General features: G+C 70.6%; 17 protein-coding genes and 2 tRNA genes. 15 read left to right on the forward strand and 4 right to left on the reverse strand.

The window, feature by feature from the left end; translation table 11 throughout:
* Nucleotides 1-120: 120 nt before the first annotated feature.
* The 4 genes from ACFV0T_RS22965 to ACFV0T_RS22980 all read left to right on the forward strand — a co-directional run bounded on the left by ACFV0T_RS22965 (nt 121) and on the right by ACFV0T_RS22980 (nt 4023).
* On the forward strand, nt 121-606 hold the full coding sequence (locus tag ACFV0T_RS22965; protein WP_385782225.1) for a hypothetical protein: 486 nt from the start codon (nt 121-123) through the stop codon (nt 604-606).
* A gap of 248 nt (nt 607-854) precedes the next feature.
* Nucleotides 855-2141 (forward strand): glutamate-5-semialdehyde dehydrogenase, encoded by a 1287-nt coding sequence (locus tag ACFV0T_RS22970; RefSeq protein WP_385782057.1) that lies wholly within the window; start codon nt 855-857, stop codon nt 2139-2141.
* Nucleotides 2142-2253: 112 nt separating this feature from the next.
* Nucleotides 2254-2865: a hypothetical protein gene (locus ACFV0T_RS22975; RefSeq protein ID WP_385782060.1), complete on the forward strand. Its 612-nt coding sequence runs from the start codon at nt 2254-2256 to the stop codon at nt 2863-2865.
* A gap of 87 nt (nt 2866-2952) precedes the next feature.
* Entirely contained in the window at nt 2953-4023 is a 1071-nt protein-coding gene (locus ACFV0T_RS22980; protein WP_385782062.1) for a hypothetical protein, read from the forward strand.
* Between the two features lie 175 nt (nt 4024-4198).
* Here ACFV0T_RS22980 and ACFV0T_RS22985 read toward each other — a convergent pair whose 3' ends face one another.
* Complete coding sequence (locus ACFV0T_RS22985) at nt 4199-5371, reverse strand: M48 family metallopeptidase (RefSeq protein WP_385782065.1); 1173 nt, start codon at nt 5369-5371, stop codon at nt 4199-4201.
* Nucleotides 5372-5518: 147 nt separating this feature from the next.
* Here ACFV0T_RS22985 and ACFV0T_RS22990 point away from each other — a divergent pair, with 147 nt between their 5' ends.
* The 9 genes from ACFV0T_RS22990 (at nt 5519) to ACFV0T_RS23030 (ending at nt 10820) form a co-directional block, all read left to right on the forward strand.
* Nucleotides 5519-5680: a hypothetical protein gene (locus tag ACFV0T_RS22990; RefSeq protein WP_385782068.1), complete on the forward strand. Its 162-nt coding sequence runs from the start codon at nt 5519-5521 to the stop codon at nt 5678-5680.
* A gap of 146 nt (nt 5681-5826) precedes the next feature.
* A complete protein-coding gene (locus ACFV0T_RS22995) occupies nt 5827-5991 on the forward strand; it encodes a hypothetical protein (protein WP_385782071.1) in 165 nt (54 codons plus the stop codon).
* A gap of 80 nt (nt 5992-6071) precedes the next feature.
* Nucleotides 6072-6818: a nicotinate-nucleotide adenylyltransferase gene (nadD, locus tag ACFV0T_RS23000; protein WP_385782074.1), complete on the forward strand. Its 747-nt coding sequence runs from the start codon at nt 6072-6074 to the stop codon at nt 6816-6818.
* Nucleotides 6819-6834: 16 nt separating this feature from the next.
* Nucleotides 6835-8673: a LytR C-terminal domain-containing protein gene (locus tag ACFV0T_RS23005; protein WP_385782076.1), complete on the forward strand. Its 1839-nt coding sequence runs from the start codon at nt 6835-6837 to the stop codon at nt 8671-8673.
* Nucleotides 8674-8772: 99 nt separating this feature from the next.
* A complete protein-coding gene (gene rsfS, locus ACFV0T_RS23010; protein ID WP_385782079.1) occupies nt 8773-9219 on the forward strand; it encodes a ribosome silencing factor in 447 nt (148 codons plus the stop codon).
* On the forward strand, nt 9216-9896 hold the full coding sequence (locus ACFV0T_RS23015; RefSeq protein ID WP_385782082.1) for a histidine phosphatase family protein: 681 nt from the start codon (nt 9216-9218) through the stop codon (nt 9894-9896). Before rsfS ends, ACFV0T_RS23015 begins: the two co-directional genes overlap by 4 nt.
* Nucleotides 9897-10002: 106 nt before the next feature.
* Nucleotides 10003-10075 (forward strand) — tRNA-Ala (locus ACFV0T_RS23020).
* A 334-nt stretch (nt 10076-10409) separates the two neighbouring features.
* The gene (locus ACFV0T_RS23025) at nt 10410-10583 is read left to right on the forward strand and encodes a hypothetical protein (RefSeq protein ID WP_385782084.1); all 174 of its coding nucleotides are present in this window, start codon (nt 10410-10412) and stop codon (nt 10581-10583) included.
* Between the two features lie 3 nt (nt 10584-10586).
* Nucleotides 10587-10820 carry a hypothetical protein gene (locus ACFV0T_RS23030; protein ID WP_003976229.1) on the forward strand — a complete coding sequence of 78 codons (234 nt, stop codon included), beginning with the start codon at nt 10587-10589 and terminating at the stop codon, nt 10818-10820.
* Here the strand turns inward: ACFV0T_RS23030 and ACFV0T_RS23035 are convergent.
* Nucleotides 10799-11959 carry a glycosyltransferase 87 family protein gene (locus tag ACFV0T_RS23035; protein WP_385782228.1) on the reverse strand — a complete coding sequence of 387 codons (1161 nt, stop codon included), beginning with the start codon at nt 11957-11959 and terminating at the stop codon, nt 10799-10801. The genes ACFV0T_RS23030 and ACFV0T_RS23035 overlap by 22 nt on opposite strands.
* Before the next feature lie 182 nt (nt 11960-12141).
* Between ACFV0T_RS23035 and ACFV0T_RS23040 the strand changes: the two genes are divergently transcribed.
* Nucleotides 12142-12214 (forward strand) — tRNA-Ala (locus ACFV0T_RS23040).
* Nucleotides 12215-12393: 179 nt separating this feature from the next.
* On the opposite strand, the gene ACFV0T_RS23045 is transcribed toward ACFV0T_RS23040, so the two are convergent.
* Together ACFV0T_RS23045 and ACFV0T_RS23050 are read right to left on the reverse strand one after the other, a co-directional pair.
* Nucleotides 12394-14004 (reverse strand): NADH-ubiquinone oxidoreductase-F iron-sulfur binding region domain-containing protein, encoded by a 1611-nt coding sequence (locus ACFV0T_RS23045; protein ID WP_385782087.1) that lies wholly within the window; start codon nt 14002-14004, stop codon nt 12394-12396.
* Nucleotides 14001-15242 (reverse strand): cytochrome b/b6 domain-containing protein, encoded by a 1242-nt coding sequence (locus ACFV0T_RS23050; protein ID WP_385782090.1) that lies wholly within the window; start codon nt 15240-15242, stop codon nt 14001-14003. Before ACFV0T_RS23050 ends, ACFV0T_RS23045 begins: the two co-directional genes overlap by 4 nt.
* 458 nt (nt 15243-15700) lie before the next feature.
* On the opposite strand from ACFV0T_RS23050, the gene leuS reads away from it, so the two are divergent.
* Nucleotides 15701-18580, forward strand: coding sequence for a leucine--tRNA ligase (leuS, locus tag ACFV0T_RS23055; protein ID WP_385782093.1), 2880 nt, complete (start codon nt 15701-15703; stop codon nt 18578-18580).
* Nucleotides 18581-18653: the final 73 nt, after the last annotated feature.

Genomic DNA, 18653 nt, shown 5'->3' on the forward strand with positions numbered 1-18653 from the left:
TCCCGGTGGGGGACGTTCCGGAAAACCGCCACGCGAAGCCGTCCGGCCTGCTCAACTTTGACTCAGGGACACAATCCGCAGGAGCGGTGCGCAGGCGTGAAGGAGGCCGTGGTGAGACGAGTGCGCCCAGGGGCGACGGCGTCCCGTGGTGGCGCCGACGGCGCCCGTGGCACCCGCGGCGCCTCCTCCCGCGCGCCCGGCGAGGAGCGCGCCCTGACGAGCGTCGCGGCCGGCGACCGGTACGAGGGCGAGCAGCCGGTGGACCCGCCCCGCCTGTGGCACATCACCCTGAGTCTCTCCGGCGCCGTGGCCCCGATCAAGGAGGTCCGCCGGGCCCTCGAACAGCTGGCCCACGACCACCCCTTTCTGCTGACCAGCCGCTACGCGCAGGACCACGCGGAGATCCGTTACTGGGAAGAGGCCCGCGACCTGCACGACGCCGCCGCCGTCGCCCTGCGGCTGTGGGGCGAGCACCGCCAGACGGCGGGCCTGCCGCCCTGGGAGATCGTCGGCCTGGAGGTCATCGACCGCGAGACCTACCACCAGCGCGTCGCAGAGGGCTACGGCCCGCTCCCGGCGACCCCGGTCGGCGTGCACCCTTTCTAGTGCCGTGGCAGGCAACGTTCGCCCGTGCAGGAGCGGCGTCCGGTGCGTGCTCCCGGCGGGCCGGCCGGAAGTCCTCGTACTGGGCGTACTCGGGCTTTCGGCCGGTGCGGCGGGGAGTGCGTGCCGGGCGTCGCGACGGGGCGCACGTTGCCTGTTGCGGCACTGGGCGCCCTGCGGACCCTTCGGGTGATGTCTCGGGGTGTGGGATGACCGCCGGACTGCCCCGCCCCGCGCACTACCCTTCCCTCATGACCACGCTCTCCCCGTACGACTCCATGTCACCGGTCACCCAGGCCGCCTACCGGGCCAAGGCCGCCGCCGCCGATCTCGCGCCGCTGCCGCGGGCTGTGAAGGACGACGCGCTGCTCGCCGTCGCGGACGCGCTGGAAGTCCGTACGAGCGAGATCGTCGAGGCCAACGCCAAGGACGTCGCCAAGGCCCGTGAGGCCGGCACCAGCGAGGCGATCATCGACCGGCTCACGCTCACCCCGGAACGGGTGCGCGCCATCGCCTCCGACGTGCGGGACGTCGTGGCCCTGCCCGACCCGGTCGGCGAGGTCGTCCGCGGCTCCACCCTCCCCAACGGCATCGACCTGCGGCAGGTCCGGGTCCCGCTCGGCGTCGTCGGGATCATCTACGAGGCCCGCCCCAACGTCACCGTGGACGCCGCCGCCCTCTGCCTGAAGTCCGGCAACGCGGTGCTGCTGCGCGGCTCGGCCTCCGCCTACGAGTCGAACACCGCCCTCGTACGCGTCCTCAGGGACGCCGTGGGCGGCGCCGGACTGCCCGCCGACGCCGTACAGCTCGTGCCCGGCGAGAACCGCGAGAGCGTCCGCGAGCTGATGCGCGCCCGCGGCCTGGTCGACGTCCTCATCCCGCGTGGCGGCGCCTCCCTGATCCGGACCGTCGTCACGGAGTCCATCGTCCCGGTCATCGAGACCGGCACCGGCAACTGCCACGTCTACGTCGATGCCCAGGCCGACCTGGACATGGCGATCGACATCCTGATCAACTCCAAGGCACAGCGGGTCAGCGTCTGCAACTCCGCCGAGACCCTCCTGGTCCACCAGGACATCGCCGCCGAGTTCCTGCCCCGCGCGCTGGACGCCCTCGCCGAGGCCGGCGTCACCGTCCACGCCGACGAACGGGTGCTGGCCCACGCCAAGGACTCCAAGGCGACCGTCGTGGAGGCCACGCCGGAGGACTGGGAGACCGAGTACCTCTCGTACGACATCGCCGCCGCCGTCGTCGACTCCCTGGACCGGGCCGTCGAGCACATCCGGCTGTGGACCTCCGGGCACACCGAGGCCATCGTCACCACCTCGCAGCAGGCCGCCCGCCGCTTCACCCAGTTGGTCGACTCCACGACCGTGGCCGTCAACGCCTCCACGCGCTTCACGGACGGCGGCGAGTTCGGCTTCGGCGCCGAGATCGGCATCTCCACGCAGAAGCTGCACGCGCGCGGCCCGATGGGCCTGCCGGAGCTCACCAGCACGAAGTACATCGTCACCGGGGACGGGCACATCCGGCACTGAGCGGGCAGGCGCACGGCGGGGCATATGCGGCTGCCATGTGCGCCCGGCCTACCTTCGTGCCACGGCCCGGAGACTCCGGCAGACAGACGAATTTCCATACCGTCTGCCCAAATTGACCCCCCAGGTCTACTCTGGATCCGTGCCGGAGGACGTGGGGGGTTCGCCGTTCCCTGACGGCTGGGAGCCCGACGACGACCACGACCGCGGGGTGTCGGACGAAGAGTTCGCCTCCGTGGTCTTCGACGAGGCCTTCGTACGGGCGGCCGTGGTGCACGAGCCGACCGCCGTCGAACGCCTCCTGGCCGCCGCGCAGGCACGAGCGGAGGCCTCCGAGGCCGAGACCCGCCGCGCCCACGCCCGCGGCGAGCGCTACGACGACGGGTACGGCCCCGACGGACCCGGCGATTTCGGCCATGATCCGGATCTCGACGACCTGGCCGACCCCGACGATCCCGATGCCCTCGACCGCCGCCACGGCGCCATCTGGGGCCACGGCAAGCAGGTCCGCTGGCACCGTCCCGTCGCCTGGATGCTGGCCCTGGTGATGGGGATCGGCATGGTCGCGCTGGCCTTCACCGCGGTCTACCGCGGCGCCTCCTCCAGCAACCGCGACCGGGTCCCGCCGCCCGCCTCGACCGGCCTGGAACAGGGCAGCGCGGCCGCGCCCTCCGCTTCCGCCGACTACTCCCAGCCAGCGGTCCCGGTGATCCCGCGCACTCCCTGACACCGTCGGCGGCCCTGGTGAGAACCTGTCAGAACTTGTCGTGTACCAGGGCGTTTACCGGGGCCCCGCGAGACCTACCCTGAAAGTATGGGCGGGCCTGAGAACCCACCTGAGGGGGCACCCGAGGGCGCTCCCGGGGGTGGAGAGGACGAGTACCGATCCGTCGTCTTCGACGAGTCGTTCGTCCGCGCTGCCCGCATCCAGGAGTACTCCGCGCAGGAGCGCATGACCGACCACACGCCCGCCGTGCGCCGCCGCCCGCCCCTGCACCGCGGCCTGTCCCGGCAGGCGCTGATCCTGGTCCTGCTGATCGCCGTAGCCTTCGGCACCGCGATCTACATGGGCGTACGGAACCCGTATCAGACCCCCGCTGCCCTGCACCCCGCCGAGCCGCTGCGGATGACCGTGATCCCGCTCTCCCCGCAGGGCAAGGTGCCCGGCGCGACCGACCCCGAGTACCTGTACGCGCACAGCCCCGCCGCGCAGTTCCGCGTCGGCGCCGAGGGCATACCGCTGCCCGCCGCCCGGCGCACCGCGCACTTCTCGGACAGCCAGGTCGTCACCGCCCTGACCACCGCGAAGGACTACATCGTCCGCTCCTCCCTCTATCCCGAGGTGCTCACCGGGCAGCAGGTCCGTCCCGTGCGCGTCCTCCTCGACCCGGCCCAACTCGACCAGTTCGACGAGAGCTTCGACCGCCCCACCGCGGACGGACGGCACGCTCCGACCGGATGGCTGGTTCGCTTCGACCCCGCCCAGGTCGAGCTGGCCGACCTCAAGATCCGGGCACAGGGCTCGCTGTCGGCCGCCGAGACGGACTCGTCGACCCTCGAGGTCATCGCGGACCACACGTTCGTGTACGCGCTACGGCCGACCGGTTCCGCGGGCAAGGCCGAGGCCTCGCTGTTCACCGTCCGGCGCCAGCTGCGCTTCCGCTTCGACCGCGAGGACCTGCGCCTGCACCAGGCCCAGCTCGTGGTCGCCTCCGTCCAGGCCGGCCCGCTCTCCTGCGCCGAGGACTCCGCGAACCGACTGCACCCGCTGCTCGCGGACCAGACCGCGAAGAGCGGCGGCCCGGCCGGCACCGATCCGTACGCCACGGACAGTGCGACCGCGCTGTGCGGGGCGCTGGCACCGAGCGCCGAACCGAGGGTGTGAACCCCGGCCGTCGGCCGGTGCCGACTCGGTCCCCTCACGCCGGTCGTCGCCCGCCGGTCCTCGCTGTGTCCGGGCGTCGCCCGCGTCGGTCGTCGCGCCGGCCCTCGCCGCCTGGGACTTTCCTCGCGAGGTCCTCGTCGCGTCGGCCGGCCTCGGCCCTGCGCCTCTCCTCGCGTCAGTCCTCGCCGCGCGGCGGGGTGTCCGTGGGCGGTTCGTCCGAGTGCGGCCGGTCGGAAGAGGACCCGTCCTTCGGCGCCCCCTCCTTCGACGACTGATCGTTCGACGGGCGGTCCTTCGGCGGAGGCGCGCTGGTGAAGCCGCCGAAGCCGCGCCGCACCCTGCCGCCCAGGTCGCCCGCCCCGCCCGCTATGTCCGTGACCAGCTTCATCAGCGGGTCCTTGGAGCTCTTGACCGTGCCGGCATAGCTGGCGGCCGACTCACGGAACGAGTCCGTGACCGAGGTGTCCTTGTCCTCGGTGCGCCGCGGGTAGTGCCCGTCCATGATCCGCTGGTAGTCGCGGGACTCGGCCCACTTCTTCAGCTCGGCCGCGCGCACGGTGGTGAAGGGGTGGGTGCGGGGCAGCACGTTGAGGATCTTCAGCACGGAGTCGCGCAGATCGCCGCCCGCCTCGTACTCCTCGGCCTGCTGGAGGAACGCGTCCACGTTCATCTCGTGCAGGTGGTTGCCGCCCGCGATCTTCATCAGGCCGCGCATCGAGGCCCGCAGATCCTGGCCCACCAGCAGACCCGCGCGGTCGGCGGACAGCTCCGACTTGCGGAACCACTCCCGCAGCGCCGTCACGATCGCCATGATCGCGAGGTTGCCCAGCGGGATCCAGGCGACCTTCAGGGCCAGGCTGGTCAGGAACAGGAGGATCGTGCGGTAGACGGAGTGCCCGGACAGCGCGTGGCCGACCTCGTGGCCGACGACCGCCCGCATCTCCTCCTCGTCGAGCAGCTCGACCAGGCCGGTGGTGACCACGATGATCGGCTCGTCCAGGCCGATGCACATCGCGTTCGGCTGCGGGTCCTGGGTGACGTACATCGGCGGGACCTTCTCCAGGTCCAGGATGTAACAGGCGTCCCGCAACATGTCGTTGAGGTGGCTGAACTGCTGGTCCGACACCCGCACCGAGTCGGAGAGGAACAGCAGCCGCAGGCTCCGCTCGGGCAGCAGCCCGCTGAGCGCCTTGAAGACCGTGTCGAAGCCGCTGAGCTTGCGCAGCGCCACCAGGGCGGAGCGGTCGGCCGGGTGTTCGTACGCCCGCGAGGAGATCCCCGGGAAACGCCTGCGCTGCCTGCTCGGCACCTGCTCGTGCCCGTTGTGCTGGCGGCCGTCGTCGGACATGTCTTCCCCCATGTACGTCTGAGTCCCCTGTGGGTGGTGCACGATGTGCTGTGCCGCCGTGCGCGGTGCCCCTGCCTGCCCCCGAGGCTGAGCCCAGCCTAGGCGGAGTTACCGTGGACGGGCAGTACAGCGAAGGAGTCCAACGCCATGCAGCACATTCCCGCAGCCGCCCGGCTCACCGAGGCCGCGAGCGCGGCCGGCCAGCAAGGAGCGGGCAATCTGCTCCGGATCATCCTGGTCGTGATGATCCTGGGCTGTGTACTGACGGCGTGGTTCCTGTTGCGGGGCTACAAACGGAACGACGACTGAGCGCCGCCGAAGGTTCCCCAACGGCGGAGTCGGCGTGATCGCCGCCGAGTCGCCCGCTTACGATGGGCCGAAGTCTTTATCCCGCCCTTCCCCACTCTCGGCTCCGCTCGAGCGGGGGGACACCCATCGGATAGGTCCTGCTGAAGATGAGCTTCCACAGCGCCGCAGCCCAGTTGGTCACTCTCGCCGCCGAGGGCGAGGAGCACGGCGGCAACCACAACAGTCTCGACCCCCTGGTCACGGGCGGCAGCGCGTTCCTCATCCTGCTGCTCCTGCTGTGGATCACCACCCGCTTCAACCGCGACCGCTGAATCCGGCAGACGCCCTCCCGGGGCCGTCCCGGGGATCTCACGGCCGAGGCACTCAGACCGGGCCGGTAGGGTCTGCACGCATGGGAGAGCAGGACATGCCTACCGGTCCGGCGAACGGCACGGCCGACGCGTCCGACACAACCGACACGTCCGACACGGAACACGGCACCGTGCGCGGGACGCAGCCCCGCCCGGCGTACTTGCGGGTCGGCGGCTCCGGCCACGGGCCGTCTCACTCGGGCAAGCGCCGCCTCGGCGTCATGGGCGGAACCTTCGACCCGATCCACCACGGGCACCTCGTGGCGGCCAGCGAGGTCGCCGCCCAGTTCCACCTGGACGAGGTGGTGTTCGTCCCGACCGGCCAGCCGTGGCAGAAGGCCCACCGCGCGGTCTCCCCGGCCGAGGACCGCTATCTGATGACGGTCATCGCGACCGCCGAGAACCCGCAGTTCTCGGTGAGCCGCATCGACATCGACCGCGGCGGTCCGACGTACACCGTCGACACGCTGCGCGACCTGCGCGCGCTCAACCCCGACACCGACCTGTTCTTCATCACCGGCGCCGACGCCCTCGCCCAGCTTCTGACCTGGCGGGACACCGAGGAACTGATCTCCCTGGCGCACTTCATCGGGGTCACCCGACCGGGCCACCAGCTCTCCGACCCCGGTCTCCCCGAGGGCGGCGTCTCGCTGGTCGAGGTTCCCGCCCTGTCCATCTCCTCCACAGACTGCCGTGCGAGAGTCGCCAAGGGCGATCCCGTCTGGTATCTGGTGCCGGACGGAGTAGTGCGCTACATCGACAAGCGCGAGCTGTACCGCGGCGAGTGAGCCGAGAGGGGCACCGGTGAACGACCGATACGACGCGGAATACGGCGGCGACCAGTACGAGATCGTCGGTTACGACGAGTACGGCCGGCCGATCTACCAGCAGGTCCAGGCGCAACAGGCGCCGCGGCCCGCGCGGCAGGCGTACGACCCGTACCCGCAGCAGCAGGGCTACGGCTACGACCCGTACGCCACGGGTGGCCGGCAGCCCGCGCCCCCGTACGACCCCTACGACACCGGTCAGCAGCAGCCGGTGCCTCCTTATGACACCGGTCAGCAGCCACCGGTGCCTCCTTACGACACCGGTCAGCAGCAGCCGGTGTCCCCTTATGACACCGGTCAGCAGCCCCCGGTGCCCCCCTACGACGCCTACGACCCCTACGGCACCGCGACGCGCCCCGGCGCGGGCGCGCCCGGCGGGACCAGGGCGCCGTACGACCCCTACGGGCAGACCGCCGCCGGTGCGCAGCAGTCCCGGGTTGCCGAGCAGACCGCCTACATCCCGCAGCAGGCCGGCCCGGCCCAGGACACGGGGGCACCGAGGCAGGAGCCGTCCGACGCCGCCGATCCGTCGCAACGGGACTACCGCACCGAGCAGTTCGCCTTCGTCGAGGAGCCGGACGGCGACTCCGAGGACGTCATCGACTGGATGGCGTTCACCGAGAACCGCACCGAGCGCCGCGAGGAGGCCCGCCGCCGCGCCCGCAGCCGCGTCGTCGCCCTCGTGGTGGTCCTCGCCCTGGTCGCGGCCGGCGGGGTCGGCTACCTCTGGCACGCGGGGAAGCTGCCCGGCCTGTCGAAGTCGGACTCCAAGACCGGCGGTACGACCGCCTCGGGCGCCCAGAACCGCGACGTGATCGTGGTCCACCTGCACAACACCAAGAAGGGCGGCACCTCCACGGCGCTGCTCGTCGACAACACCACCACCAAGCAGGGTTCCACCGTCCTGCTGCCGAACTCCCTCGCGGTGACCGACGACGACGGCTCCTCCACGACGCTCGCCAAGTCGGTCGACGACGACGGCTCCTCCGGGACGCGCGACGCGCTGGACACGGTTCTCGGGACCGACATCGAGGGCACCTGGCGCCTGGACACCCCCTACCTCCAGAACCTCGTCGACCTCGTCGGCAACATCGAGGTCGACACCGACGCGGACGTTCCCGACCCCGACGCCGGCAAGAAGAGCGCCGCCCCCCTCGTACACAAGGGCAAGGACCAGACCCTCAGCGGCAAGATGGCCGTCGCGTACGCCACCTACAGTGCCTCAGGCGAGGCCCAGAACGCCCAGCTGGAGCGGTTCGGCCAGGTCATGCAGGGCGTACTGCGCAAGGTGTCCTCCGACGCCCAGGGCGCGACGGTCACGGTGCAGACGCTGGCGCAGATCCTCGACCCGTCGCTGACCGACAAGGACCTCGGGACCTTCCTCGCCAAGCTCGCCGACCTCGCCAAGGGCGGCGACTACAAGACGGCGCTGCTGCCCGTCCAGTCCGACGGCACGCTGAGCGCGGAGACGAGCGACAGCGTTGTCAAGGACGTGCTCGGCGGCACCGCCAAGAGCCCCGACCAGGGATCCGCGGTCCGCGTCTCCGTCCGCAACGCCAGCGGCACCAAGGGCAACACCGAGAAGGCCCGGGTCGTGCTCCTCAACGGCGGCTTCACCTTCCTGGACGGCGGCGCCGCGGCCACCTCCGAGGCCACCTCCGAGGTCACCTACGCGGACGCCGCCGACAAGGAGAACGCCACCGAGGTCGCCAAGACCCTGGGACTGCCCGCCGACGCCGTGACCAAGGGCAAGGTCTCCGCGAACGCGACCGTCGTGGTGGTCCTGGGCCAGGACTACAAGCCGTCGTCGTCCTAGACAGGGGGCGAAGCCCCACGTGATCCGGTCATCACGTGGGGCGCGTCGGCGGTCCGTGAGACCCTTGAGGACAAGTGACCGCCGACGGAAAGCCATGTAGTGACCGCCACTGACCGCTCCATCGAGCTCATCAGCACAGCCGCCCAGGCGGCTGCCGACAAGCTCGCGCACGACATCATCGCCTACGACGTCAGCGACGTGCTGTCCATCACGGACGCCTTCCTGCTGGCCTCCGCCCCCAACGACCGCCAGGTCAAGTCCATCGTGGACGAGATCGAGGAGCGGCTCAGCAAGGAGCTCGGCGTCAAGCCGGTGCGCCGCGAGGGCGACCGCGAGGCCCGCTGGATCCTGCTCGACTACGTCGACATCGTCGTCCACGTCCAGCACAGCGAGGAGCGCGTCTTCTACGCCCTGGAGCGTCTGTGGAAGGACTGCCCCGAGCTGGAGCTGCCCGCCGACGCGCAGGCGACCCGCGGCAAGGCCGAGGAGCACGCCAAGCTGGCGGCAGCCGAGGAGGAGGCCGAGCCGGACGGTGAGTGGCGATGACCACGCCGGGTGCGACCGGTTCCGCGGCCGGGCGTGAGCCCGGCCGAGGCCGCCGCGTCATCCTCTGGCGGCACGGCCAGACCGCCTGGAACGTGGAGCGCCGCTTCCAGGGCACCACGGACGTCGAGCTCACCGAGACCGGCGTGGCGCAGGCCCGCCGCGCCGCCCGGCTGCTGGCCTCCCTGCAGCCCCACGCGATCATCGCCTCCGACCTCCGGCGGGCCGCCGACACGGCCGCCGAGCTCGCCGCGCTGACCCGCCTTGAGGTCACCCACGACGAGGCCCTGCGCGAGACCTACGCGGGCGTCTGGCAGGGGTTGACGCACGACGAGATCCTCGCCCGGCACGGCGCGGAGTACGCCGCGTGGAAGCGCGGTGAGCCGGTCCGCCGCGGCGGCGGCGAACTGGAGAGCGAGGTCGCCGACCGCGCCGCTCCGGTGGTCCTCGACCACGCCGAGAAGCTCCCCGACGACGGCACCCTGGTCGTGGTCAGCCACGGCGGCACGATCCGTACCACCATCGGCCGCCTCCTCGGCCTGGAGGCCCGGCACTGGGAGAGCCTCGGCGGCCTCTCCAACTGCTGCTGGTCCGTCCTCGGCGAAGGCGCGCGGGGCTGGCGCCTGCTCGAGCACAACGCCGGCACGCTGCCCGAGCCGGTGCTGGGCGACGACGACTGACCGCTGCCTTCGGGTGGGTGTCGGGGCCGGGTACCCGGATTTCACTTTCCGGCAGGTCGCAGGCTAAAGTTCTTCTTGTTCGCCCCGCCGAGCGGGAAGAACGCAAGGGGCTATAGCTCAGTTGGTAGAGCGCCTGCATGGCATGCAGGAGGTCAGGAGTTCAATTCTCCTTAGCTCCACAGAACGACACCCGGTCGGGTTGTCGAAGATCGTTCGATCAGGATCCCGTCCCCTCAGGGGGCGGGATTTTCTGTGTCCTCGGCCATCCGGTCCGGCCGGCCGGACCGCGGCGGGATGTTCGCCACACTGTTCTCGATCCGGCTTGAGTCACTTGGGGTCCCGGAGGCGTATACCTCTGCGGAAGCGCTTCTGGCTTGCATGTTCGCGCTCGCCGCGACGGCCGAGAGGGGTGCCGTGTCCGGACTGGTACGCAGGCGTCGCTGACCGTATTGGCCCGGCCGTGGCAGAATCAAACGGCCGGAAGGGGGCGCGGCCCGACGGGAGGGAGTAGCGATGCCTGCGAGCATCGTCGATGAGGTCCGTGACCTCTTCGACGCAGCGCTGACACGGGATACGATCACCCGCCTCAGCTGCCCTTCCTGCGGTTCCGCGAGCGTCGCCCAGGTCCTGGGTGACAACGGCGGAATCTCCTATGTGTGCACGGCCTGCGGCCACAGCTGGAGCTGATCGATGGGTGCACACAGGCGAAAGTGCGACTGGTGCGGCAGTGGGACGCCGATCGTGCGTGACATGGAGCCGGTCAATCCCGACTACCAGTACTGGTGCGAGGAGTGCGCACGGGCGCTGATCATAAAAGGCGACCCCATCGAGACGTACCGCGAACTCGAGGGCGAACCGATCTACGGCCGTCTCCTCGAGGAGCACTGCACGCTCAAGCGGTTCTATTCGTTCGTCACGGCTTGAGTGCGGCCGGGGCCTCGCAGCGAGGTCCCGGCGAGCACGAGGAAGAGCAGACCGGCTCCTCCGTAGAGAGCCGACAACGTCAACTCGGCGCCGCTCTGGTGCAGTTCGGGCCGCCCCAGGCCGTGCGGCACCCACCACAGGGCGTACGAGCAGAAGACCATCAGTGTCCCCAGGGCGGCCGCCCGGTGGCCGCGCGTGCCCAGGAGCAGCACCAGCGGGACGCACCACACCCAGTGGTGCGACCACGACACCGGGCTGACGAGCAGCGCCGTCACCGCACAGGCGATCACGGCCCAGGACCGCTGTCCGCGCAGTTCCGCGACGACCGCCACCGCGAGCCCTCCCACGGTCACCAGAGCCACCGCGGCGACCCAGAGCGCCCCGGGCTCCGGGATGTGCAGGAAGCGGGCCAGGAGACCGCGCAGGGCCTGGTTCGCGGTCTCCTCCGCGTGCCCGACCCTCCCGGCCCGGAACACCATGACCGTCCAGTACCGCCAGGAGTCGTACGGCAGGACCGCCGCCGCCAGCACGGTGGCGCCGGTGAACGCCGCCGCGGCCCCGCACGCGTGCCGCAGTCGGTGGCCCGCGCGGCCGTGTCTGACCCGGCTCGTGACGCCGGCGGCGAGCAGGAACACCACGAACAGTCCGGGCGTCAGCTTCACGGCTGTCGCGAGGCCGATGCCCAGGCCGGCCCAGCGGTCCGCGCGGCGCCGTGACAGGTCCCACAGCACCAGGACGGCGAGCAGCAGATTGATCTGCCCGTAGCGCAGCGTCGTCCACACCGGCTCGCACCACACGGCCGCCGCGGCGGCCCACCAGACGGTCTCCACGCGCGTGTGGCCCACGAGCCGCAGCGAGAGCCTGACGAACACCACCAGCAGCACGAGGTTCCCGGCCGTCGCCAGGGTGCGTATGGCCGCCGTCCCGAGCAGGGTCAGGGGCGTGAACAGCAGGGCGGCGAACGGCGGGTAGGTGGTGGGCAGGTGGGCCGCCGTCGCGCGCAGCGCGTACAGGTCGCCTCCGGCGCGCACGGTGGCGCCCTCGGCCCGGTACACCATCAGGTCGACCATCGAGACGTGGGCGAACCGCTGGGCGATCCAGAACGCGGTGAAGGAGAACAGGCAGGCCCCCAGGGCCATCGGTGTGCGGCGGTGGCCTGCGGAGATCGTGAGCGCGGTCACAGCGATCGACACTATCCCGCCCGAATCCGTACAGAAGGGAAACGATTTGGTGGTGCACCCCGGTGACCGTGTAATGTTGGCGTCGCCGCCAGGGAAACCGGGCGACACGGTGAACATGCGGCTCCACCGCATGAACGCGCGGGGCTATAGCTCAGTTGGTAGAGCGCCTGCATGGCATGCAGGAGGTCAGGAGTTCAATTCTCCTTAGCTCCACAGAAATCGAAGGCGGATCACTCGATCGAGTGATCCGCCTTCGTCGTATGTCTTCCTTTATTGCCCTCGACGGTTTTCGGCTGTTTTCGTCCGTCTCGCCTGTCTCGTCTGTCTTCTATGTGGCTGCGTCCGGCGATGGCGGACGACCCCGGGGGAGGGTGGTCCGCCATCGCGTACGTTCAGCGGCCGAGTGCGCGCCGGCCGCGCCCCTGGGACAGCACCGGGAGGTTGCGGGCGGGGGCCTGCGCCCGGGTGTCCTCCTCGAGGCGCAGGGCGAGGGCCGGGCAGCGGCGCACCGCGCGCAGCGCCTTGGCCTCGGCGTAGCGCGGCACCTTTGCCTGCGCGACCGTCGGGAAGCCGTCCGCGCCGAGCTGGAAGACCTCCGGGAGGATGTCCGCGCACAGGCCGTGGCCCCGGCACAGCGTCCAGTCGACGAAGATTTTCTGGCGGCTCTCGTTGCCGTCCTCGGGCTCCTCGCCGCCCGCAATGCCCGCCGGAGCCCTGCCGCCCGCGAAGAGTGGCAGAACGCCCTCCACGGGCCGTCCGCAGCCGTTGCCGAGGACGTGCGCGGCCAGGTCGTCGGTGAACGCCTTGATGGTGGACTCCAGGAACATCGCGGAGCCGTCCGGGTGCGAGCACGCACCGCGCCGCTTGACGTTCTTGGCGACCTGCTTGAGGGCCTCCAGGGCGGCGGGGCCACCGCCGTTGAGGATGTCCTCCAAGCCGCGCGCCGCGGCCGGCAGCCCGAGGTAGCAGGGACCGCACTGTCCCGCGCTCTCCTCCGCCAGCCACTGGGCCACCCGCAGCGACTCGCCCAGCGGGCAGGTCTCCTGAGTGATCGGCAGGATCGCGCCCGCGCCCAGCGCACCGCCCACCGCGTCCAGCGAGTTGCGGGAGACGATCGCCTCGTTGACCGTCGCCGCGTCGATCCACTTGCCGTGGTAGCCGCCGGTCAGCACGCCCTGCGGGACCGGCGGGGCGCCGGCCAGCTGGAGCACGTAACGCAGCGGCACGCCCGTGGGGACCTCGATCACCATCGGGCGGGCCACGGCGCCCGAGACCGTCAGCATGACGGTGCCGGGCTCGTCGTACAGGCCGGTGTTGCCGTAGCGCTCCGGGCCGATGCGGGCGGCGATCGCCAGCTGGGCGAAGGTCTCGGCGTTCGACAACAGGGTCGGCGCGCCGCCCACGCCGTTCTGCGAGGCGCTGACCTTGCGGCCGGGCGGGATCGCCGGGCCGCCGTCGATGGAACGGACCAGCGACGCGGCGGCGCCGGTGACCATGCGGACGGGATTGCGCTGCACGCTCGCGCGCAGCGCGGAGCGACGGCCGTTGCTGAGGCCGCGTTCGGCCAGCGCCGCCTCCATGGAGCGCTGGGTGGACTCACGGGTGACCCCCACCACGAGCGTGCGGGCACCCAGTGCCTCGGCGACCAGCAGCGCGCCGTCGAGGATGAGGTGCGGGGCACGGTTGATGAGCACCGTGTCCTTGCGGCAGGCCGGTTCGTCCTCGCTGCCGTTGACGACGACGACCGGTCGTACACCGCGCTTGATGGCGGCCTCGGCGACCGAGCGCAGCTTCTTGTGGAAGGGGAAGCCCGCGCCGCCGCGGCCCTTGAGGTTGATGCGTTCGGAGAGCTGCGCCAGCTTCTCTCCGCCCAGGGGTTCAAGCGGCCCATGCACCTTCAGGTGCATGGGCAGATCGAGTCTCTCGACAAGGTCGAAGCCCGACGTGAGCTGCGGAAGGCCGACCACGCGGACTTCTGGGACGTCGGGCAGGGCCTCGTTCACCTATAGCCTCCGGAAGGCGTGTTCCAAGGTTCGCCCGATCCCGGTGCGTCGTAGGACGCGCCGGGGTTTGGTTCATTGGCGGGACCGCTGTTGTACGTGTCGTTCGGGTTGTACGTGTTGTACCGCGCGTTCGTCTCACCGGTGTCGTACACATCACTTCCGCCGTACCCGCCGGCGCCCGAATTGCCATAGACCGGGATGTTGAATCCCGTGTCCTGGAGCGGGTCGTAGACGGACTGGGGCGCCTCGCCGACCGGCGGCGGGGACGGGATGGGCCAGCTGCCCGAGGTGCTGCCGCCGCCGTCCATGCGCGGGACCGCCCCCGTGGCCTGCATGTCGAACGGCAGGTTCATGCGCGCGGTCTGGTCGGCCGCCGCGTAGGGCTGCTGCACGCCGGGCGGTGTGGAGACGGCGCGGTAGGCGGCCGCGAAGCCGTTCGAGCTGTCCGCGGCGCCGGACGTGTCGTACGGGGACGACGGCGGTGTCCTGCGCGTGCCGGTCGCCGTGTCGGCCGGTGCCGTCCGGCCGGAGCGGCCCTCGTAGCCGGGCAGCCCGGTCTCCGCCCTGCGGGCCCTGGACTCCTCCAGGTCGTCGAGGGCCGAACGGTCCCCGTTGCCCAGGACCGCGGTGATGCGGTCGGCGACCCTGCGCTTGACCGGGCGGGGTGCCGCGCGTAGAGCGAGGGCGGCGATGACCCCGAGCAGGCACAGGCTGTACAGGATCGTGAAGATCGGCTTGGCCTGACGGCCCGCGTACAGACCGTGGACGAGTGCGGCGCACCAGGCGGGGTAGGCCAGCATGTGCATGGCCCGCCAGCGGGCCGCGACGGGGGCGGGGGAGGCGAAGTTGCTGCGCAGTGCGCCGGTGACGCCTACGAAGATCATGAGCAGGCCGGCCAGGGAACCGAGACCGATCAGGCCGGCGCTTCCGGAGACGCCGAGCGAGAACGGGACGACCGCGGCGATCAGCTGGGTGTGGTCGAGCGCGATCTTCGAGGTGATGTGCAGGAGCAGGAACGCGATCGAGGCGACCGCCGTCGTCCGGTGCACCGCCTGCCCGATGATCCGCTGACGCGTGTTGAGGAAGATCCGGTCCTGGGCGACCAGACCCCAGATCACCGAGCAGCTGAGCGAGACGAGGGACAGGACACCCGCGCCGAAGTTCAGGAACTCGCGGAACTGGTCGCCGCCGACCAGCACGAGCACGGGTATGAGGAGCAGGACGACAGCCGACGCCATCCCATAGGCCGACCGACCTGGTTTGGGGAGCGAGCTGTTGGTACGACGAGGGTTCATGGGGGCAACTCCGAGCAGTTTCGGGAAAGCGGTCCCGCTGCCGAACTCTAAGTGGCTCCATACCGAGGGGTACGAGGTTTGAGTTATTGCGTTGTTATCAAAGGACAATGGGCCTGGGTCTGGTGTCCCTTAGCGGCTGTTACGCGAAGTAATCTTTGACCTTGGTTCAGCTTTCGTCGGGTGTACCTGCTGTCCAGGAGACATACGGAAGCGCGTCGCGGCGTGCTCAGGGCCTGCGGTACCCTAACTGCATGCGTGCTGTACGCCTTCTGCTTAGCGAGCCGCGCTGATCAGTCCCGACCACCGGTGAGATCGTGGTCGGCATCGGCGCGGCGTCCCCTCCTGTGCGAGGGGCTTTTTCGTTTCCGCAGGCAGAGACGATCGATGGAGCTTTGAGGATCATGAGCGAGACGAACCCCGCTGCCGCCGCTGTGCCGGCGGAGGCCGCGCCGCACCGCTACACGGCAGTCATGGCCGCCGAGATCGAGGCACGCTGGCAGGACTTCTGGGACGCCGACGGCACCTACGCGGCGCCGAACCCGCAGGGTGACCTGGCGGGTGACCCGGAGCTGGTCGCCAAGCCCAAGAAGTTCATCATGGACATGTTCCCGTACCCGTCCGGTGCGGGCCTGCACGTCGGTCACCCCCTCGGCTACATCGCCACCGATGTCTTCGCCCGGTTCCAGCGGATGACCGGCCACAACGTCCTGCACACCCTGGGCTTCGACGCCTTCGGCCTGCCCGCCGAGCAGTACGCCGTGCAGACCGGCACGCACCCGCGCGTGTCGACCGAGGCCAACATGGAGAACATGAAGGACCAGCTGCGCCGGCTGGGCCTGGGCCACGACAGGCGCCGGTCGTTCGCCACGATCGACCCGGACTACTACAAGTGGACCCAGTGGATCTTCCTGCAGATCTTCAACTCCTGGTACGACGACGAGGCGGACAAGGCCCGCCCGATCTCCGAGCTGATCGCCCAGTTCGCGTCCGGTGACCGTGCCGTACCGGGTCACACGCGCGCGTGGAACGAGCTGACCGCCGCCGAGCGCGCGGACGTCCTGGGCGACTTCCGCCTGGCGTACGCCTCCGAGGCGCCGGTCAACTGGTGCCCCGGACTGGGCACCGTGCTGGCCAACGAGGAGGTCACCGCCGACGGCCGCTCCGAGCGCGGCAACTTCCCCGTCTTCAAGGCCAAGCTGCGCCAGTGGAACATGCGCATCACCGCCTACGCCGACCGTCTGCTGGACGACCTGGACGCGCTGGACTGGCCCGAGGCCATCAAGCTGCAACAGCGCAACTGGATCGGCCGTTCCGAGGGCGCCCGCGTCGACTTCCCCATCGACGGCGACCACGTCACGATCTTCACCACGCGCCAGGACACCCTGTTCGGCGCGACCTACATGGTGCTGGCGCCCGAGCACCCGCTGGTCGACAAGTTCACCCCGGCCGCCTGGCCCGAGGGCACCCACGAGGTGTGGACCGGCGCTCACGCGACCCCGGCCGAGGCCGTCGCCGCGTACCGCGCGCAGGCCGCCTCGAAGTCCGACGTCGAGCGGCAGGCCGAGGCCAAGGACAAGACCGGTGTCTTCACCGGCGCGTTCGCGACCAACCCGGTCAACGGCGAGCGGATCCCGGTCTTCATCGCCGACTACGTGCTGATGGGCTACGGCACCGGCGCGATCATGGCCGTCCCGGCGCACGACAGCCGCGACTTCGCCTTCGCGCGCGCCTTCGAGCTGCCGATGCGCTGTGTCGTCGAGCCGAGCGACGACCGGGGCACGGACGCCTCGACCTGGGACGACGCCTTCGCGTCCTACGACGCCAAGATCGTCAACTCGGCGAGCGACGCGGTCTCCCTGGACGGCCTGGGCGTCGCCGACGCCAAGGCGCGCATCACCGAGTGGCTGGCCCGCAAGGGCATCGGCGAGGGCACCGTCAACTTCCGCCTGCGCGACTGGCTGTTCAGCCGCCAGCGCTACTGGGGCGAGCCCTTCCCGATCGTCTACGACGAGGAGGGCACCGCCCACGCCCTGCCCGAGTCGATGCTGCCGCTGGAGCTGCCGGAGGTCGAGGACTACTCGCCGCGCACCTTCGACCCGGACGACGCCGACACCCAGCCCGAGACCCCGCTGTCGCGCAACGAGGAGTGGGTCAACGTCACCCTGGACCTGGGCGACGGGCCGAAGAAGTACCGGCGTGAGACCAACACCATGCCCAACTGGGCCGGTTCCTGCTGGTACGAACTGCGCTACCTGGACCCGCACAACGACCGTCAGCTGGTCGACCCGGAGATCGAGCGGTACTGGATGGGCCCGCGCGAGGGCCAGCCGCACGGCGGTGTCGACCTGTACGTCGGCGGCGCCGAGCACGCCGTGCTGCACCTGCTGTACGCGCGCTTCTGGTCCAAGGTGCTGTACGACCTGGGCCACGTCTCCTCGGCCGAACCGTTCCACAAGCTGTTCAACCAGGGCATGATCCAGGCCTACGTCTACCGCGACAGCCGCGGCATCGCGGTGCCGGCCGCCGAGGTGGAGGAGCGCGACGGCGCGTACTACTACCAGGACGAGCGGGTCACCCGGCTGCTGGGCAAGATGGGCAAGTCCCTGAAGAACGCGGTCACCCCGGACGAGATCTGCGCCGAGTACGGGGCGGACACGCTGCGCCTGTACGAGATGGCGATGGGGCCGCTGGACGTCTCCCGCCCGTGGGACACGCGCGCGGTGGTCGGCCAGTTCCGGCTGCTGCAACGGCTGTGGCGCAACATCGTCGACGAGGCGACGGGCGAGATCACCGTCAGCGACGCCGAGCCCGACGAGGAGACGCTGCGCGCCCTGCACAAGGCGATCGACGGCGTCCGCCAGGACCTGGAGGGGCTGCGTTTCAACACCGCCATCGCCAAGGTCACCGAGCTGAACAACCACCTGACCAAGGCGGGCGGCGCGCTGCCACGCTCCATCGCCGAGCCGCTGGTGCTGCTGATCGCCCCGCTGGCCCCGCACATCGCCGAGGAGCTGTGGCGCAGGCTGGGCCGCGCCGACTCGGTCGTCCACCAGGACTTCCCGGTCGCCGACCCGGCGTACGTCGTGGACGAGACCGTGACCTGCGTCGTGCAGATCAAGGGCAAGGTCAAGGCCCGCCTGGAGGTCTCCCCGGCCATCTCCGACGAGGAGCTGGAGAAGGTGGCGCTGGCCGACGAGAAGGTCGTGGCGGCACTGGACGGCGCGGGGATCCGCAAGGTGATCGTGCGGGCGCCGAAGCTGGTGAACATCGTTCCGGCGTAGGCGCCGGGACCCGGGTCGGCGTCTCGGGTCGGGGTAGTCCCCTACGGGCAGGTTCGGGGTTCCGTCGGAACTC

Source organism: Streptomyces sp. NPDC059582, from assembly GCF_042735715.1.
GTDB lineage: Bacteria > Actinomycetota > Actinomycetes > Streptomycetales > Streptomycetaceae > Streptomyces.

Excerpts from the sequence above, each read along its gene's own strand:
- ACFV0T_RS22970 (WP_385782057.1), top strand. The coding sequence starts at position 855 with ATGACCACGCTCTCCCCGTACGACTCCATGTCACCGGTCACCCAGGCC.
- ACFV0T_RS22980 (WP_385782062.1), top strand. The coding sequence starts at position 2,953 with ATGGGCGGGCCTGAGAACCCACCTGAGGGGGCACCCGAGGGCGCTCCC.
- ACFV0T_RS22985 (WP_385782065.1), bottom strand. The coding sequence starts at position 5,371 with ATGTCCGACGACGGCCGCCAGCACAACGGGCACGAGCAGGTGCCGAGC.
- ACFV0T_RS22990 (WP_385782068.1), top strand. The coding sequence starts at position 5,519 with ATGCAGCACATTCCCGCAGCCGCCCGGCTCACCGAGGCCGCGAGCGCG.
- ACFV0T_RS22995 (WP_385782071.1), top strand. The coding sequence starts at position 5,827 with ATGAGCTTCCACAGCGCCGCAGCCCAGTTGGTCACTCTCGCCGCCGAG.
- nadD (WP_385782074.1), top strand. The coding sequence starts at position 6,072 with ATGGGAGAGCAGGACATGCCTACCGGTCCGGCGAACGGCACGGCCGAC.
- ACFV0T_RS23015 (WP_385782082.1), top strand. The coding sequence starts at position 9,216 with ATGACCACGCCGGGTGCGACCGGTTCCGCGGCCGGGCGTGAGCCCGGC.
- ACFV0T_RS23025 (WP_385782084.1), top strand. The coding sequence starts at position 10,410 with ATGCCTGCGAGCATCGTCGATGAGGTCCGTGACCTCTTCGACGCAGCG.
- ACFV0T_RS23030 (WP_003976229.1), top strand. The coding sequence starts at position 10,587 with ATGGGTGCACACAGGCGAAAGTGCGACTGGTGCGGCAGTGGGACGCCG.
- ACFV0T_RS23035 (WP_385782228.1), bottom strand. The coding sequence starts at position 11,959 with ATGGCCCTGGGGGCCTGCCTGTTCTCCTTCACCGCGTTCTGGATCGCC.
- ACFV0T_RS23050 (WP_385782090.1), bottom strand. The coding sequence starts at position 15,242 with ATGGCGTCGGCTGTCGTCCTGCTCCTCATACCCGTGCTCGTGCTGGTC.
- leuS (WP_385782093.1), top strand. The coding sequence starts at position 15,701 with ATGAGCGAGACGAACCCCGCTGCCGCCGCTGTGCCGGCGGAGGCCGCG.